The following is a 16,946-nucleotide window of genomic DNA, read 5'->3' on the forward strand; positions in this document are numbered from 1 at the left end:
ATCTCCTAGCCCGAAGGGAGGCCACCGTGGCCACCGATCTGGTGCCGAACCAGGTGGTACCCCCAGCCGCCGAGGCCGCACCGCAGACTCCGAAGCGCAGACGCAGCGGCCGGCCGGTGCCGCTCTGGCGCGACCTGCTGCGGTACCGCTGGCTGTACCTGCTGTTGTTGCCCGGCCTCGTGTACTTCATCGTCTTCAAGTACCTGCCGATGTACGGCCTGACCATCGCGTTCAAGGACTACGTGCCGTTCCTCGGCTACTCGGGCAGTGAATGGGTCGGTCTCAAGCACTTCCAGGAGTTGTTCACCGGCCCGGACTTCGGCCGCCTGATGTTCAACACGCTGCTGCTCGCGCTGCTCACGATCGTGTTCGTCTTCCCGGCGCCGATCGTCGTCGCGCTGATGCTGAACGAGCTGCGGATCAACGTTCTGAAGCGGTCGGTGCAGTCGCTGATCTACATCCCGCACTTCCTGTCCTGGACGATCGTCGCGTCGCTGACCTACCTGTTGTTCTCGGTCGACTTCGGCGTGATCGCGAACTGGATCCACGGCCTGCTGGGCGGTCAGAAGACCGACTACGTCGCGCAGGCGGAGTGGTTCCGGCCGCTGATCGTGCTGCAGTTGCTGTGGAAGCAGACCGGCTGGGGCACGATCATCTACCTGGCCGCGCTGGCCGGTGTCGACTCGCAGCTCTACGAGGCGTCCCGGGTGGATGGCGCCGGCCGGTGGCGGCAGTTCTGGCACATCACTCTGCCGGCGATCCGGCCGACCATCGTGGTGATGGCGATCCTGACGTCGGGCAACCTGTTGGACTCAGGGTTCGAGCAGATCTGGCTGATGACCACCTCACTCAACCGCGACGTCGCGGACGTGTTCGACACGTTCGTCTACTACATCGGCATCACGCAGGGCGCGTTCAGTTACGCGACCGCCGTCGGCCTGTTCAAGGGCCTGGTCGGTGTCCTGCTGATCTTCGGCTCGAACTGGCTGGCCAAGCGCCTCGGCCAGCGCGGCCTGTTCTGAGGAGGCTGATGATGCTGAAGAGAAAAGAATCCGTCCGGTACTACGACTCGGCCGGCAGCCGGGCGTTCGACGTACTGAACCTCGTGCTGCTGACCGGTCTGGGGCTCGTCACCGTCCTGCCGCTGGTGTACGTGCTGGCCGGGTCGTTCGCGACCGAGTCGGAGATCAGTTCGCGGCCGTTCTTCCTGTGGCCGGAGAAGTTCGTCACCGACACGTACCGGTACATCTTCTCCACCGACACGTTTGTCCGGGCGTTGCTGACGACGATCTGTGTCACCGCGGTCGGCACGGTGGTGCAGTTGCTGCTCACGTTGACGATGGCGTACCCGTTGGCCAAGCGGTTCCTGCCGGGCCGGGCGCTGGTGCTGAACCTGGTGGTGTTCACGCTGGTGTTCAGCGGCGGCATGATCCCGACCTACCTGGTGGTGCGCGACCTCGGGCTGCTGGACAGCTACTGGGCGCTGATCCTGCCGCTGGCGATCAACCCGTTCTACCTGATCGTGGTGAAGAGCTTCTTCCAGGAGTTGCCGGAGGCACTCGAGGAGGCGGCCCGGATCGACGGCTGCAACGAGCTGAACGTGTTCCTGCGGATCGTGCTGCCGTTGTCGAAGCCGATCATCGCGACGTTCTCGCTGTTCTACGCGGTCGGGATCTGGAACGACTACATGTCGCCACTGCTCTACATCGACGACAGCAAGAAGTGGACGCTGCAGATGATCGTCCGCCAGCTGACCGCGGCGAACGCTGACTCGGCGAACGTCCTGCAGCAGCTGGAGACGGTGAGCTTCCCGGAGCAGGGGCTGAAGTTCGCGGTCGTGGTGGTCGCAACGCTGCCGATCCTGTTCTTCTACCCGTTCCTGCAGAAGCACTTCGCGAAGGGCGTCCTGATCGGATCGGTGAAGGAATGACAACGCTTCAATGGCTCGAAACACCTTGCAAACAAGGCGTTACCTGGGGCGTCCCCTGGCCTCGCGGAACAGTTGCCGAAGGCACCACGTTCGCCCTGGCCGACGGTACGCCGGTGCAGAGCTGGACGACCGCGACCTGGCCGGACGGTTCGATCAAGTGGTCCGCCCACGCGATCGGCCCGTCCGAGCAGCCGGAATCGTCGTACGAGCTGGTCACCGGCTCCCCCGCGACGCCGGCCGCGCCTGTGCAGGTCGTGCAGACCGACGACGAGGTCCGGGTGACGTCAGGCGAGGTCACCTGGGTGCTCAAGGCACCACACCTGATCTTGTCTATCAAGTACTACGACCAGACCGTCGTACAAGACGTTCGACTTGTCAGTCTGCGGCAGGACGGTCCGGATGAGGACCTGGGCCGCGGACGGCAGCAGACGACCGCGACGGTGGAGACGATCACCGTCGAGCAGGACGGGCCGGTGCGGGCTGTCGTGAAGCTGGACGGCAAGCACGGCGACTGGCTGCCGTTCAGTGTCCGGCTCTACTTCTACGCGGGTGCGACCGACGTACGGATCGTGCACAGCTTCATCTGGGACGGCGATCCGGACCGCGACTTCCTCGCCGGCCTGGGCCTCAGCGCCGACGTGGTGATGCGCGACGAACCACACAACCGGCACATCCGGTTGGCCGGCCCGGCCGGCTTCCTCACCGAGGCAGTCCGCGGTCTGACAGGTCTGCGTCGCGATCCAGGTGAACATGTAAGACAAGCGCAGGTGGCTGGCGATGCGGTCGAGGAGATCCCCAACCCCGAGGTGTCCACCCGGCTGCGCCTGATCCCGCAGTGGAACGACTACACCCTCGACCAAAGCAGTGTGGATGGCTTCACCCTGCGCAAGCGGACCGGGCCTGGCCACGCCTGGGTGACCATCCCAGCCGGCACCAGGTCGCCCGGCTACGGGTACGTCGGTGGTGTCAGCGGCGGACTCGGCTTCGGCCTGCGTGACTTCTGGAAGCTGCACCCAACTCGGCTGGACATCCGCAACGCGGCCACGGACTTTGCCACCGCCACCGTGTGGATGTGGTCGCCGAGTGCACCGGCCATGGATGTGCGCTACTGGCACGACGGTATGGATCAGGACAGCCATGCCGAACAGCTCGAAGGCCTCGAGATCACGTACGAGGACTACGAGCCTGGCTTCGGCAACGCACACGGCATCGCCCGCACCCATGAGCTGACGTTGAGAGTCCACGACAGCACACCGTCGGCGGACGAGCTGGCAGAGCACGCAGCCCTGCTCAACTCCCCCGGCCTGCTTGCTGTTGCTCCAGCCCGTCTGCTGGAGGCGGGTGTGTTCGGCAGCTGGAGTCTGCCCACTGCCGACGACCAGGACATCGAGGCCCGGCTGAACTTCCTCTTCCAGTACTACGTCGGCCAACGCGAGCAGCGTCGTTGGTACGGGTTCTGGGACTACGGCGACGTCATGCACACCTACGACCGTGACCGGCACACCTGGCGGTACGACGTCGGCGGCTACGCCTGGGACAACTCGGAGCTGTCTCCGGACCTGTGGCTCTGGTACCAGTACCTGCGGACCGGGCGTGCCGATGTGTTCCGGTTCGCCGAGTCGATGACACGTCATACCAGTGAGGTCGACATACACCACCTCGGCCGGTGGAAGGGCCTTGGGTCGCGGCACAACGTGCAGCATTGGGGCTGCAGTTGCAAGCAGGTCCGCATCTCCAACGCGATCTACCGGCGCTTCTTCTACTACCTGACCGCCGACGAACGGACCGGCGATGTGATGGACGAGGTGGCGAGCGTCGAGGAGACGTTCCTGGTCGTCGATCCTCAGCGCAAGGTGCGGCCTGATGTCTACTCCGTCGACCCGCATGCACTGTCGATCGAACTGGGAGTGGACTGGGGTGCACTCGCCGCGGCCTGGCTGACGCGGTGGGAGCGGCACGGGGACGAGCGGGCCCGTGCGCGGCTGGTCGGAACGATGACCGACGTCGCAGCACTGCGTTATGGCTTCCTCACCGGCAATGCGCGGCTGGACCTGTCCACCGGGCGCTTCGACACCAGCCGCCGGAGCATCGCGGTGTCACACCTGTCCTCACTCTTCGGGCTACCCGAGATCTGCTCCGAGCTCATCGACCTGGACCTCGACGTACCCGGGTTCGAGAAGGCGTGGCTGGACTACTGCCGGCTGTACCTGCTGCCACCCGAGCAGCAGGCGGCTGAGGTCGGCCAGCCGCTGCAGGGCATCTCACTCGTCCAGGCTCACAGCCGGCTCGCCGCGTACGCCGCCGCACGCACAGGCGACGCGGAGCTGGCCCGACTGGCCTGGCGCAAGTTCTTCATCGACGACGGCGACCAGCTCAATCGCAATGCCTTGCAGCGCGAGGCGGACTGGAAGACGACCACGATCGACGGCGGCCTCATGCCCATCGAGGAAGCCGCTTTCGTCAGCACCAACGGCGCATCGCAGTACGCGCTGGCAGCGATCCAGAACCTGTCCCTGATTCCTGAACACCGAAATGACAGAGGTGGAACGGCATGGAGGTCTCCCGACGCACCGTCCTAGCAGGTATGGCCGCCGTACCGGCGGTGTCCCTGCTGGACTCCCCCGCCGCTGCGGCTTTCACGCAGCAGGCCGAAGCAGAAGAAGTGAAGCTCACCTGGCTGGAAGGCAAGCCGACCACGGCGGCCGTCACGACGTGGGGTACGCCGTGGCCGAAGGGCGCCGTACCGGCGAACCAGTCCTTTGCGCTGAAGGCTGCCGACGGCAGCGCTGTACCGCTGCAGAGCTGGCCGACGGCGTACTGGCCGGACGGGTCGCTCAAGTGGAGTGCGCACGCCATCGCGGTGGACGCACCGGCCGAGTCCTACACCCTCGGCCCTGGTACGGCGGCCGCCCCGACGCAGGCCGTCACGGTCAAGCAGGAGACGACCTACATCGACGTCGACACCGGCGTGATCAAGGCGCGGATCCGGAAGAGCGGGTCGGAGCTGATCAGCCAGATCTGGCGTGGTGACGTGGTGATCGCCCGGAAGGGCCAGTTGGTCAATCTCAAGCAGGACAAGATCGCCGAGGACGAGGAAGGCGGCGGCGTCCGGGAACGCTACGAGAGCGACATCCAGAAGGTCACCGTCGAGCAGGCCGGTCCGGTACGTGCTGTGGTGCGCATCGAGGGCCGGCACAAGTCCCGCAAGGGAAAGACGTGGTTGCCGTTATCGGTCCGGCTGTACTTCGCTGCGGGCGCCGAGAACGTGCGGATGGTGCACACGTTCGTGTACGACCGCGATGGCCAGCAGGACTACATCGCAGGGCTCGGTGTCCGCTTCCGGGTGCCGCTGCGCGATGCGGCGTACGACCGTCACGTCCGGTTCGTCGGTGAGGGCCACGGCATGCTTGCCGAGGCGGTGAAGGGCATCACCGGGTTGCGGCGTGACCCGGGTGCCGTCGTACGGGCTGCACAGGTCGCTGGGACCAAGTTGCCCGACCCGTCGACGTGGGACCAGCGGGTGACGACCCGGCTGCGGTACATCCCCGAGTGGGGTGACTACTCGCTGAGCCAGCTGACCGCGGACGGCTTCACGGTGAAGAAGCGGACCAAGAAGGGGTACGGCTGGATCCCGGTCGACCAGGGCAAACGCGCATCCGGCCTCGGGTACGTCGGTGGGGTCAGTGGTGGCTTCGCCTTTGGATTAAGGGACTTCTGGCAGCGGCACCCCACCCAGCTCGACATCCGGGGCGCTGCGACTGAGGAGGCCGAGGTCACGGTGTGGCTGTGGTCGCCGGAGGCCGGTCCGATGGATACGCGGTTCTACCACGACGGCATGGGCCAGGACACGTACCCGGAACAGCTAGAGGGCCTCAACATCACCTATGAGGACTACGAGCCGGCGTTCGGTACGCCGTACGGAATCGCGAGGACCAGTGAGCTGACGTTCTGGGCGCTGGCGGCGACACCGTCGGCTGATCGCCTGGGTGACATGGCTGACCAGGTGCGGACTCCCCCGCAGCTGATCAACCCGGTGGACCAGTTGGTTTCCACGAAGGTGTTCGGTGGCCTCGTCACGCCGGTGGACCGGTCGGTGCCGGCGAAGAAGTCGATCGAGGACCATCTGGACTTCTTGTTCGACTTCTACCGGGGTCAGGTCGAGTCGCGGCACTGGTACGGGTTCTGGGACTACGGCGACATCATGCACACGTTCGACGAGGACCGACTGGTCTGGCGGTACGACGTGGGCGGGTACGCGTGGGACAACTCGGAGCTGTCGCCGGACCTGTGGCTCTGGTACGCGTTCCTGCGATCCGGCCGGGCCGACATCTTCCGGTTCGCCGAGGCGATGACGCGACACACTGGTGAGGTCGACGTCTACCACCTCGGGCAGTGGGCCGGTCTGGGTACGCGGCACGGCGTACAGCACTGGGCTGACAGTGCCAAGCAGCAACGCATCAGTACGGCGATCTACCGGCGCTTCTACTACTACCTGACGGCTGACGAGCGTACTGGCGACCTGCTGTCCGAGCTGGTCGACTCCGACCGCACGTTCCTGGTGCTGGACCCGCTGCGGAAGATCAGGACCGAGCCGTACGAGCCGGACCCGCATGCACTCGCCATCGGCCTCGGCACGGACTGGAGTGGTCTGGCTGCTGCCTGGCTGACCGAGTGGGAGCGTCAGGGTCCCAAGGCTGCGACGGCGAAGGCCAAGCTGCTCGGAACCATGGAGACGATCGGTGCGATGCCGAACGGCTTCGTCACCGGCGGCGGGCTCTACGACCTGGACACCGGGCGGTTCGCACCGGTCACGGAGAAGACGGTCAGTGTGTCGCACCTGAGTGCGATGTTCGGCCAGGTGGAGATCTGCGCCGAGCTCATCGACTTGGTCGACATGCCGGCGTTCGAGGCGGCGTGGCTGCAGTACTGCCGCCTCTTCAACGCCACCCGCGCCGAGCAGACCGAGGAGTGCGGTGCGTACTTCGGCAACCTCATCCTCCGCCAGGGTCACAGCCGTCTCACCGCGTACGCCGCTGTCCGCCTGGACCGGGACGACCTGGCCGCCCGAGCCTGGAAGGAGTTCTACACCGGCGACGGCTACGCCCCGAGCCTCCCGTGGACCGCTGAGGACGTGGAGTCGACCCTCAACCCGACACAGGCCGCCAAGTGGGTCTCCACCAACACCACAGCGTTGTACGGCCTGGCCGCCATCCAGACCCTGGCCCTGGTCGGCGACCAGATCGTGAACCCATGATGCTGACGGCAGGAGTCGCCGGCCTCGCGTTGCTCATGCCAACCACCTACACCTACGACGTACCACCTGGCGACTACGACGTGAAGGTTGTCCTAGGCAATATCCAGGAACCTGCCGAGGTACTCGCGGAAGCGCGGCGGCTGATGGTGTCGAACAGCTCTGATCATGTCCTGCGCTTCACCGTCAACGTCCGTGATCCAGAAGGTCAGCAGAACGGGTTCGGTGGTCCGGGTACGCCCGGCCTCCAGCTCACCGCTACCGGAGCTGAACGGATCACGGTGACACCGGCGTCGCGTCGTACTCAACGGCTCTTCCTGGCCGGGGACTCCACGGTCACCGATCAGGAGACCGCGCCGTACACCGGCTGGGGGCAACGACTCCCCCGGCACTTCCGGCAAGGGTTGTCCGTGGTGAACCACTCGGGCTCGGGTGAGAGCTCGGGGTCGTTCCTGGAGAAGCCGGAGCTGTGGGGTGCGATGCGACCACAGTTGCGGCCGGGTGACGTCGTACTGGTGCAGTTCGGCCACAACGACAAGCAGACGACGGCTGAGCAGTTCCGGGCCAACCTCATCGAGATCGTCTCCGGTATCCGCACCACCGGGGCGACGCCGGTGCTGGTCACGCCGATCGTCCGCCGCTGGTTCACCGGGACCAAGCTCAACTCGACCGGACTGATCGTCAACGGCCTCGGCGTCGATCTACCGGCCGAGATGCGCGCGGTCGCCGCGTCCGAGTGCACGCAGCTGATCGACCTCACCGCACGCACACAGGCCGTCGTCGAAGGCCTCGGCCCGGAAGAGGCCGAGGCCCTCTACCTGACCCGGGAGAAGCGCGACGACACCGACACCTCGGAGTACGGCGCCACAGTCTTCTCCGACTTGGTCGCAACCGACCTGCGCGGGCTTGGCCTGGTCACCAACCGTTACTGGAGGTCTACGGCGTAGTACGCAGCCGCCGGGGCGGGCGAATCACCCTCTCGGGAGGAGGCTACGTAGCTTTTTGCCTGTCAGGGTCTGATCGTGGCCAATCAATCAATGAGGTTCCCTGTTGGCGCTGGGAAGCGCGCGTGGGTCGCGGTGCTGCTGACCGGCGTGCTGGTCTGGCTGCTGGCGGCCGGAGTGACGGCGATCACCGACGACCTGATCCTGATTCCGACCCTGTTCCTGATCGGGAGCTTTCTGGTGCCGGTCACGGTCGTGACCTTCGCGCTGGCTCGTCTGGACGACTGCCGCCTGACCAGCAACGTGGTCCTCAAAGGTTTCCTCGCGGCCGGGACGATCGGGGTCGTCGTGTCCGCGGTGACGGAGATCTACCTGCTGCCGACCGGGGCCGGGCCGGTCGGGAATGCGCTCGGGTTCTTCGGCGTCGGCCTGATCGAAGAAGTCTCGAAGGGTGCGGTGCTCGTGGCGGTCGCTTGGCGGGTCGCCGAGCGTACGGTGCACGGAGGAATGGTCCTGGGGGCCACGGTCGGCGCCGGCTTCGCCGCCTTCGAGAGCACGGGATACGCGTTCTGGGCGTATGTCCAGCACACCAATGACCACCCCGAGATGAGCATTCTGCAAACCGAGGTGTCGCGAGCCATGCTCGCCCCCTTCGGCCACCTGACCTGGACCGCGCTGCTCGGTGGTGCGCTGTTCGCAGCTGCCGCGCCGGCCAGGGGCGGGTTCCGCGTCACTCCGCGGGTGATTTGGACGTTCTTGGGGGTCTCGGCACTCCACGGAGCGTGGGACGCGTCGTACGGCTGGGGCATCTGGGTCACCCAGGGAATCACCGGCAACGGATGGATCGCCGACTGGCCGGACGGCACCTACTGGGAGGGTGTCCCGACCCAACGAGAGCAGTGGACCTTCCAGGGGATGTACGACGGCGCCCTCGTCGTCATCGCCCTCGTCGGTATCCTCTGGGTCGTCCACAGCTGGCGCCACGGCAGACATGCCGCCACCAGCGCACCCGCGGCATCCCCACCGGTCAACGCGCCGCCTCGCCAACCATGAGCGCTGCCGCGATGCCAGGGAACTGCACCTAGCTCGCCACGGCCGGGTGGGCGTCAGGCGAAGGGAACAGGCTCAGGACAGCACCGATGAAGAAGCACAGGGCGCCGAGCGCAGTGCACCAGTTCGCGGCGGCCAGGTCGAGTATCGTACCGGTGGATGGGACGACGAATGAGGCGACGGCCGAGATCCCGAACAGCACGCATCCGAGCAGATTCACGGCGGAGGTCGTCCACGCCCGGTCCATCCGCCCCGGGCGGAGGCCCGGTCCGGCCGTGACTCGGTAGGCCAGCGCGCCGGACACGAGAAAGCATGCTGAGCCGAACACATCGGGCGTCCAGATCAGCCGGTTCTCCTGCTGCGTCGACAGGCTTTCCTGCAGGGCGGAGAACGTACTGAGGTTGAACAGCAGAGTGCCGGCGAACTGAATCGCTGCACTCCACCAGGACGGGTCACGACCCCAGCGATGCCCGCGCCGGACGGTTCCCTCCCGCAGTTCCATGGCGGCGGCGAGGGTGAAGAAGACGGAGCCGACGAAGAAGACCATGCCGTCGGCCGCGGCACCCACCAGCTGGACGAACCCGGGGAACGGCCCGATGAAGAAGCAGGCCGACCCGACCGCGAACCCCACGGCGATCGAGCGGTCCCAACCGATCCGGGTGGCCGGCCTCGGGACGGAAACCAGCGCGTGACCTATCACGTGCACACCACCCCCACGCGCCGACCGTAATGGCAGTCCCCGGCCGCGCTCTTCCCCCGGTGTGGATGAACTCAGGCCTTGAGGAGGGCTTCGGCCAGTTCGGCCGGGCGGGTGAAGCACGCCTCGTGGCTGCCCGGTACCGGCACGGGAGCTACTCCGAGCCGGTCGGCGAAACGGCCCCAGCCGAACTCGCCGGGCGGCAGCGCGACATCGTCCTCACCCAGCAGGAAGGCAACCGGTACGCCGAGGGTCTCGCGATCCAGCGGTACGACGGTCTCGGTGAAGTACTGCATCGGCTGCGGCACGAGCAGGCCGTGCGCCATCCGCTGCACGTCCTCCGACGCGTCCGGCATGAACGCGGCCTGCCACACCTCGAAGGGCATCGCGACCGAGTTGTTCCCCGACGCCTGCGCTTGCCCGTCGAACAACGCCTGGTAGTTCGGCGGCACCTCGTCGTACAGGCTCCTGCCCTCGGCCGGCACGAACGCGCTCCAGAACACCAGCTTGCGCAACCGCGCCGCGAGCCGCGGCGCCGCGCCGGTGATCACGTAACCACCCCAGCTGTGCCCGACCAGCGTGACGTCCCGCAGATCCTCGCCCTCGACGAGATCGACGACCGAGTCGACGACATCGGTCAGCGTGTACGGCGTGGGGTCCGCACCGTCCCGCAGTCCGGGCAGGGTCGGAGTCAGTACCCGATGACCCGCGGCTCGGAGCTGCTCGGCGACGGGCCGCCAGGCCCACCCGCCATGCCAGGCACCGGTGATGAGGACAAACGTTCCAGCCATGGCGCACTCCTTCGCGGGGCCCGAGATGCCACGAATCGTGCCACTAGCTCCGACGCCCGTCAATAATTTGACACGCTTTATCGAAGACCGGACGCTCGCATCCTGTGCCTCGGCCTCGGGGAGTCCGGCCAGGACATCGCGTGGCTCGACGCAGGCACCGCGCGGCTGATCCAGCTGGATCAGCCGGGGGTGACTCAGGCGTTGGCGGCTTCCATGATCTCGTCGCTCACGTCGAAGTTGGCGTAGACGTTCTGGACGTCGTCGCTGTCCTCGAGTGCGTCGATCAGCCGGAAGATCTTGCTGGCGCCGTCCGCGTCCAGCTCGACCGTCATCGACGGGACGAACTGCACCTCGGCCGACTCGTAGTCGATCCCGGCGTCCTGCAGTGCGGTCCGGGCCACGACCACGTCGGTGGCCTCGGTGATGACCTCCCAGGACTCACCGAGATCGTTCACCTCGTCGGCACCGGCCTCGAGCACGGCCTCCATCACGTCGTCCTCGGACAGCGACTTCCCGTCCTGCTCCTTGACCAGCACGATGACGCCCTTGCGGTTGAACATGTAGGCGACCGAGTTCGGGTCGGCCAGTGAACCGCCGTTACGGGTCATCGCCGTCCGCACGTCGGCTGCCGCCCGGTTGCGGTTGTCGGTCAGGCACTCGACCAGCATCGCGACACCGTTCGGGCCGTAGCCCTCGTACATGATCGTCTGGTACTCGGCGCCACCGGCTTCGGCGCCGGAGCCACGCTTGACCGCGCGGTCGATGTTGTCGTTCGGGACCGACGACTTCTTCGCCTTCTGGATGGCGTCGTACAGGGTCGGGTTCCCGCCAGGGTCGCCACCGCCCATCCGGGCGGCCACCTCGATGTTCTTGATCAGCTTCGCGAAGAGCTTGCCGCGCCTCGCGTCGATGACGGCCTTCTTGTGCTTCGTGGTGGCCCACTTGGAGTGGCCTGACATGGCGAAACCAACCCTTCTACCGCTTCCAGCGTCTCAGAGTTCGCGCACCAGCTCAGCGAAGTAGCCGTGCAGCCTGGCGTCCCTGGTCATCTCCGGATGGAACGACGTGGCCAGCAGCCGATCGTGGCGAACCGCGACGATCCTACCCGCGGCCGGGCCCGAGCTCACCGTCGAGAGTACCTCGACGTCCCGGCCGACCCGCTCCACCCACGGTGCCCGGATGAACACGGCGTGGTACGGCGTGTCGAACGCGGCGAAATCCAGGTCGGCCTCGAACGAGTCCACCTGCCGCCCGAACGCGTTCCGCCGTACCGTCACATCCAGTCCGCCGAGGGTCTCCTGGCCGTCGATCCCGCCGGTGATCTCGTTCGCCAGCATGATCATCCCGGCGCAGGTGCCGAACACCGGCATCCCGTCCGCGATCCGCTTCTGCAGCGGCTCGAACAGCTCGAACGCGCGGGCCAGCTTGTCCATCGTGGTCGACTCGCCACCCGGCAGCACCAGCGCGTCCACCTGCTCGAGCTCAGCAGGCCGCCGTACCGGCCGGGCCTCGACGCCGACCTGGTTCAGCATGGCCACGTGCTCACGCACGTTGCCCTGCAATGCGAACACACCGATCACGGTCACAAGGTCACCCTTCGCTGCCAGTCGAGCGTTACCTCGATCCGGCCTTCGTCGAAAACGGCTGGGAGGTCGTTGTCGTTGAGGAGCGCGAGTACGTCGTCCAGCAACGGCTCACCCGGAGCGACGTTGGCGGTGTCGGGATGCCAAAGCTTGAGCTCGAGCATCCCGAAGTCCACGGCGTGCCAGACGTCGGTGTCGGTGAAGAACACCAGGCCCTTCGGATCCGCGGCAGCCACGAGCGCCTTCTTGGCCGCGTGGTGGTCCGACGTGTAGCGGACCACCACCACTCCCCGCTTCTCGAGCTCGTCCAGTACGGCGTCCAACCGGTCGGGATCCGTGGTCGCCGGCCACGCCTTGGCGTCCGCGTCGAGGTCGATCACCGCTTCACCGATCAGCAGCGGCACCAGGGCGGTCGCTTCGATCGACGGCGCATCCTCCTGGACGGCCTCGGTCAACGCAGCCGTGATGGCGGCATGATCGGCGTACCCGGACCGCACCAGGACGCGGGCCAGACCCCGCAGCTCCCGGGCGGTCCGCTCGTCCACCGCCAGCAGACCTTCCGGCGTCGTCACCAGCCGCGCTCGGCGAGACGGTGCGGCTGCGGGATCTCGTCGACGTTGATGCCGACCATCGCCTCACCCAGGCCGCGGGACACCTTGGCGAGCACGTCCGGGTCGTCGTAGAAGGTGGTCGCCTTGACGATCGCCTCGGCGCGCTGGGCCGGGTTGCCCGACTTGAAGATGCCGGAGCCGACGAACACACCCTCGGCGCCGAGCTGCATCATCATCGCGGCGTCGGCCGGGGTGGCGATACCGCCGGCGGTGAACAGCACGACCGGGAGCTTGCCCGCCTGCGCGACCTCCTTGACCAGCTCGTACGGCGCCTGCAGCTCCTTGGCCGCGACGTACAGCTCGTCCTCGGGGAGGCCCTGCAGCTTGCGGATCTCCTGCCGGATCTGGCGCATGTGGGTGGTCGCGTTGGAGACGTCACCGGTGCCGGCCTCGCCCTTGGAGCGGATCATCGCCGCACCCTCGGTGATCCGGCGCAGCGCCTCGCCCAGGTTGGTCGCACCACACACGAATGGCACGGTGAACTGCCACTTGTCGATGTGGTTGGCGTAGTCGGCCGGGGTGAGCACCTCGGACTCGTCGATGTAGTCGACCCCGAGGCTCTGCAGCACCTGCGCCTCGACGAAGTGACCGATCCGGGCCTTGGCCATCACCGGGATCGAGACGGTGCTGATGATGCCGTCGATCATGTCCGGGTCGCTCATCCGGGAGACGCCGCCCTGCGCACGGATGTCGGCCGGGACCCGCTCCAGCGCCATCACCGCGACGGCACCGGCGTCCTCGGCGATCTTGGCCTGCTCAGGGGTGACCACGTCCATGATCACGCCGCCCTTGAGCATCTCGGCCATACCGCGCTTGACCTTCGCGGTGCCGGTCTGAGGGCCGGTCTGAGGGCCGGTCTGGGGGGTCTGGTTCTCGCTCACTACATCCTCCTGGTCGTGGGGCTCAGTTCCAGGTTAGGGGGCAGGAGGCACCAATCTTCAGTCCACCTCAGATCAAGTGGACTGAGTGATGGCCTCCGACAGCCGGGCGACGACCAGCCTGAGCGTGGCCGGCGGTGCGGTGAACGGGATCCTGATGTGCCGGCGGTCCGTCCCGTCCGGTGTGAACAGGTCCCCGGCACCCAGCAGCAGCCCGTGTTCACGGGCCTTCTCCAGCACTCGCCGCGACCTGGTCTCCGTCAACTCCAGCCACAACGTCATGCCACCTGTCGGCGTGGGCCACGCCACACCGTCGAGTGTCTTGAGTCCAGTCTCCAGGGCGGCCAGGTTGGCCCGCAGCCGGGTCCGGCGCCGACCGATCACCCGGTCGAGGCGGCCGAGGATCGCCTGTGCGAGGAGGTCGTCCAACGCGCTGGGCGACGCCACACTGAGCTGTGCGGCGGTGTTGATGCGTCTCCTGAGCTGTTTGCCGGTGCGAACCCAGCCGACGCGCAGTCCACCCCACACCGTCTTCGAGAGTGACCCAACACTCACAGTCCGCGGGTAGCGACTCAGTGGCTCGGCCTGCTCGCCACTGGCCAGCCAGAGTGGCCTCATGGTCTCGTCACTGATCAGAGCAGCGCCGTACCTGCGAGCGATCTCTACCACCGCCGTACGACGGTCAGCCGGGAGGCTGAGACCGGTGGGGTTGTGGTTGTCCGCCTGGAGGTAGATGACCTTGGGGCGGTGCCGTCTGCAGAGGTGCGTGAGTTGGTCCGTGTCCCACACACCGGCAGGCCAGCCGGCCACGTCCAGGCGGTGTTTGCGGAGTAGGTCGAAAGCAGCCGGGTACGTCGGAGTCTCGGTGATCGCTACACCCGGTCCTAGGTCCAGACCGGCCAGTGCGGCGTTGAGGCCTGCTGCGGCTCCCACGGTCAGGGTGAGCTGGTCCGGCTCGGTCGGTACGCCTTCTGTGGTGAGTCGCTCGGCTAGCGCCGTACGGAGGTCCAATGAACCGCCGGGCGGTGGTCCGTCGCCACCCATGGCCTGCGGCAGGCTGTCCTCGACGATCTGCGCGGCCACCTCGGCCACGTCGTGCGGCGCAGCGGTCGTCGCGAACCGCAGGTCCAGCAGCGGCTGGTCCCCCGCTGTCACGGTCGACGCCGGCGCGATCGGGTCCAGCAGCCGGTCGAGCGGTCGCACGACTGTCCCGGAACCGCGTTTGGTCTCCAGTACGCCGTCCGCCCGCAAGTGATCCAACGCCCGTACGACGGTCACCCGACTGAGCCCGAGCCGCTCCGCCAACACCCGCTCCGACGGCAACCGCGAACCGATCGACAGGTCGCCACGCTCGATCCGCCGCAGCACGAGCGCCTCGACCTGCTCGGTCTTGGTCCCGTCCACCGGATCGAGATCACCCTCGCGCCACATAAGTCCAGTCTGACACAACTGGCCTGACACCCAGGGCGCATGAGGTCACTCTCACGACTCCAGGAGGTGCTGTGCGCGGTGGGACTGTCGGTGGTGGGTGTGAAGATCTAGGCATGGACGAGCGGTGGGCGATTGCGCCGGAGGAGGGTGGCGGGGCGGTGCTCGTCGCCCTGCAGCCGGACGGTCAGCCCGCCGGTCCTCTACTGCATGAGCCGGACCTGGCGGCCGCCGTAGGTTCACGTCCGCAGGTGACCCGATGGGTCTGGCGGTCGACCTCGGAGATCTACCCACGCTTGCTGCAGAGCGGCGTACGCGTGGAGCGCTGCTACGACATCGAGAACAGCGAAGGCCTCCTCCTCGGCCACGAAGGCCGGCTGGGTGAGCCACGCTCGGCGGCCGCAGCGTGGGCACGGCTGAGCGGCGCGCCGGTGCCACCAGATCCGCCGTTGCGCGCCGTCGTACCAGGTGAGCAGTCGTCGCTCTTCGAGATTCAGGGGGAGCCGGTCTCCTTCGAAGGCTTGTTGAAGGTGTACGCCGACCAGCTGCGGCGGCATCACCTCACTGAGCACCCGGATCGAATGCGGTTGCTGACGGCATCGGAATCGTCCGGGATGCTGATCGCCGCGGAGATGGATCGGGCCGGGTTGCCGTGGAGCGCATCGGCGCACCGTGAAGTGTTGGCCGAGTTGCTCGGCGAACGGTTCGGCGGGACTGGGGAGCCGCGACGGTTGACCGAGTTGGCGGACGAGGTGTCGGCCGCCTTTGGTCGGCGGGTGCGTCCTGACCTGCCGGCCGACGTACTGAAGGCGTTCAAGTCGGCCGGGTACCAACTGAAGTCGACTCGGCGCTGGGAGTTGGAGACGATCGACCATCCGGCGGTCGCGCCACTGGTCGAGTACAAGAAGCTCTATCGCATCTACACCGCGAACGGCTGGTCCTGGCTGCATGACTGGGTCCACGACGGCCGCTTCCGGCCCGGCTTCCTCCCGGGCGGGACAGTCTCCGGCCGCTGGATCACGAACGGCGGTGGCGGTCTGCAGATCCCGAAGGTCATCCGCCGAGCGGTCGTCGCCGACCCGGGCTGGCGCCTCGTCGTCGCGGACGCCTCCCAACTCGAGCCACGCATCCTCGCCGCGATCTCCCGCGACCAGGCCTTGATGGAGGTAGCGAGCTCAGCTGGCGATCTCTACAAATCGGTCTCGGACCAGGCGTTCTCCGGTGACCGTGCGATGGCGAAGCTCGCCGTACTCGGCGCCATCTACGGACAGACCTCCGGCGACGGCCTCAAGAACCTCGCCATGCTCCGCAAGCGATTCCCGCAAGCAGTCGCGTACGTCGACGATGCCGCCCGCGCCGGCGAAGAAGGCCGCCTCGTCCGCACCTGGCTGGGCCGCACCTGCCCACCCGCCGGCGCACCCCTGGACGACGCCCTGCTGGAAGGCCCACCAGCCGACGAACCTCAGACTGACGCCCGCCACGCCCGAGCCCGTGGCCGCTTCACCCGCAACTTCGTAGTCCAAGGCTCCGCCGCCGACTGGGCCCTCCTCCTCCTGGCCGCCCTCCGCCAATCAATTGCAGACATGAAAGCCGAGTTGGTCTTCTTCCAACACGACGAAGTCATCGTCCACTGCCCCGCCCAAGAAGCCGACCAGGTAGCCGCCGCAATCCAATCCGCCAGCAACCTCGCCGGCACCCTGACCTTCGGCCCCACCCCCACTCACTTCGCCTTCACCACCGCCACCGTCCAAAACTACGCCGACGCGAAGTAGCTGCCGCGGGT

At 67.0% G+C, this 16,946-nt stretch carries 14 protein-coding genes; 7 read left to right on the plus strand and 7 right to left on the minus strand.

Going from position 1 to position 16,946, the window contains the following annotated elements:
* Positions 1-26: 26 nt before the first annotated feature.
* From EV652_RS13550 to EV652_RS13575, 6 genes are all read left to right on the plus strand, one after another.
* Positions 27-1,022 (plus strand): ABC transporter permease, encoded by a 996-nt coding sequence (locus EV652_RS13550; protein WP_132209446.1) that lies wholly within the window; start codon positions 27-29, stop codon positions 1,020-1,022.
* A gap of 8 nt (positions 1,023-1,030) precedes the next feature.
* Positions 1,031-1,930 carry a carbohydrate ABC transporter permease gene (locus EV652_RS13555; RefSeq protein ID WP_242001739.1) on the plus strand — a complete coding sequence of 300 codons (900 nt, stop codon included), beginning with the start codon at positions 1,031-1,033 and terminating at the stop codon, positions 1,928-1,930.
* Positions 1,927-4,509, plus strand: coding sequence for an exo-rhamnogalacturonan lyase family protein (locus EV652_RS13560; RefSeq protein ID WP_132209447.1), 2,583 nt, complete (start codon positions 1,927-1,929; stop codon positions 4,507-4,509). The genes EV652_RS13555 and EV652_RS13560 overlap by 4 nt, the downstream gene beginning before the upstream one ends.
* Positions 4,482-7,184, plus strand: coding sequence for an exo-rhamnogalacturonan lyase family protein (locus tag EV652_RS13565; protein WP_199238167.1), 2,703 nt, complete (start codon positions 4,482-4,484; stop codon positions 7,182-7,184). Before EV652_RS13560 ends, EV652_RS13565 begins: the two co-directional genes overlap by 28 nt.
* Positions 7,181-8,128: a GDSL-type esterase/lipase family protein gene (locus EV652_RS13570; RefSeq protein ID WP_132209448.1), complete on the plus strand. Its 948-nt coding sequence runs from the start codon at positions 7,181-7,183 to the stop codon at positions 8,126-8,128. The genes EV652_RS13565 and EV652_RS13570 overlap by 4 nt, the downstream gene beginning before the upstream one ends.
* Before the next feature lie 90 nt (positions 8,129-8,218).
* The gene (locus EV652_RS13575) at positions 8,219-9,178 is read left to right on the plus strand and encodes a PrsW family glutamic-type intramembrane protease (protein WP_132209449.1); all 960 of its coding nucleotides are present in this window, start codon (positions 8,219-8,221) and stop codon (positions 9,176-9,178) included.
* Between the two features lie 28 nt (positions 9,179-9,206).
* Here EV652_RS13575 and EV652_RS13580 read toward each other — a convergent pair whose 3' ends face one another.
* The 7 genes from EV652_RS13580 to EV652_RS13610 all read right to left on the minus strand — a co-directional run bounded on the left by EV652_RS13580 (position 9,207) and on the right by EV652_RS13610 (position 15,166).
* A complete protein-coding gene (locus EV652_RS13580) occupies positions 9,207-9,881 on the minus strand; it encodes a YrhK family protein (protein ID WP_132209450.1) in 675 nt (224 codons plus the stop codon).
* A 65-nt stretch (positions 9,882-9,946) separates the two neighbouring features.
* Positions 9,947-10,663: an alpha/beta fold hydrolase gene (locus EV652_RS13585; RefSeq protein WP_132209451.1), complete on the minus strand. Its 717-nt coding sequence runs from the start codon at positions 10,661-10,663 to the stop codon at positions 9,947-9,949.
* 194 nt (positions 10,664-10,857) lie between these two features.
* A complete protein-coding gene (locus EV652_RS13590) occupies positions 10,858-11,622 on the minus strand; it encodes a YebC/PmpR family DNA-binding transcriptional regulator (RefSeq protein ID WP_132209452.1) in 765 nt (254 codons plus the stop codon).
* A 33-nt stretch (positions 11,623-11,655) separates the two neighbouring features.
* Positions 11,656-12,249 (minus strand): pyridoxal 5'-phosphate synthase glutaminase subunit PdxT, encoded by a 594-nt coding sequence (gene pdxT, locus EV652_RS13595; protein ID WP_132209453.1) that lies wholly within the window; start codon positions 12,247-12,249, stop codon positions 11,656-11,658.
* Entirely contained in the window at positions 12,246-12,818 is a 573-nt protein-coding gene (locus tag EV652_RS13600; protein ID WP_242001740.1) for a DUF6891 domain-containing protein, read from the minus strand. The genes pdxT and EV652_RS13600 overlap by 4 nt, the downstream gene beginning before the upstream one ends.
* Positions 12,815-13,738, minus strand: a complete 924-nt coding sequence (gene pdxS, locus EV652_RS13605; protein WP_132209454.1) for a pyridoxal 5'-phosphate synthase lyase subunit PdxS — start codon at positions 13,736-13,738, stop codon at positions 12,815-12,817. Before pdxS ends, EV652_RS13600 begins: the two co-directional genes overlap by 4 nt.
* Positions 13,739-13,810: 72 nt before the next feature.
* Positions 13,811-15,166 (minus strand): aminotransferase-like domain-containing protein, encoded by a 1,356-nt coding sequence (locus EV652_RS13610; protein ID WP_132209455.1) that lies wholly within the window; start codon positions 15,164-15,166, stop codon positions 13,811-13,813.
* Between the two features lie 113 nt (positions 15,167-15,279).
* Here EV652_RS13610 and EV652_RS13615 point away from each other — a divergent pair, with 113 nt between their 5' ends.
* Positions 15,280-16,935 carry a bifunctional 3'-5' exonuclease/DNA polymerase gene (locus tag EV652_RS13615; protein WP_132209456.1) on the plus strand — a complete coding sequence of 552 codons (1,656 nt, stop codon included), beginning with the start codon at positions 15,280-15,282 and terminating at the stop codon, positions 16,933-16,935.
* The last annotated feature ends 11 nt before the right edge of the window (positions 16,936-16,946 follow it).

Origin of the sequence: Kribbella steppae (assembly GCF_004342025.1) — a bacterium.
Lineage (GTDB): Bacteria > Actinomycetota > Actinomycetes > Propionibacteriales > Kribbellaceae > Kribbella > Kribbella steppae.

Bases quoted from the DNA above. Each gene is read 5' to 3' on its own strand.
- EV652_RS13555 (WP_242001739.1), top strand. From the start codon at position 1,031: ATGATGCTGAAGAGAAAAGAATCCGTCCGGTACTACGACTCGGCCGGC.
- EV652_RS13560 (WP_132209447.1), top strand. From the start codon at position 1,927: ATGACAACGCTTCAATGGCTCGAAACACCTTGCAAACAAGGCGTTACC.
- EV652_RS13565 (WP_199238167.1), top strand. From the start codon at position 4,482: ATGGAGGTCTCCCGACGCACCGTCCTAGCAGGTATGGCCGCCGTACCG.
- EV652_RS13570 (WP_132209448.1), top strand. From the start codon at position 7,181: ATGATGCTGACGGCAGGAGTCGCCGGCCTCGCGTTGCTCATGCCAACC.
- EV652_RS13575 (WP_132209449.1), top strand. From the start codon at position 8,219: ATGAGGTTCCCTGTTGGCGCTGGGAAGCGCGCGTGGGTCGCGGTGCTG.
- EV652_RS13585 (WP_132209451.1), bottom strand. From the start codon at position 10,663: ATGGCTGGAACGTTTGTCCTCATCACCGGTGCCTGGCATGGCGGGTGG.
- EV652_RS13590 (WP_132209452.1), bottom strand. From the start codon at position 11,622: ATGTCAGGCCACTCCAAGTGGGCCACCACGAAGCACAAGAAGGCCGTC.
- EV652_RS13610 (WP_132209455.1), bottom strand. From the start codon at position 15,166: ATGTGGCGCGAGGGTGATCTCGATCCGGTGGACGGGACCAAGACCGAG.
- EV652_RS13615 (WP_132209456.1), top strand. From the start codon at position 15,280: ATGGACGAGCGGTGGGCGATTGCGCCGGAGGAGGGTGGCGGGGCGGTG.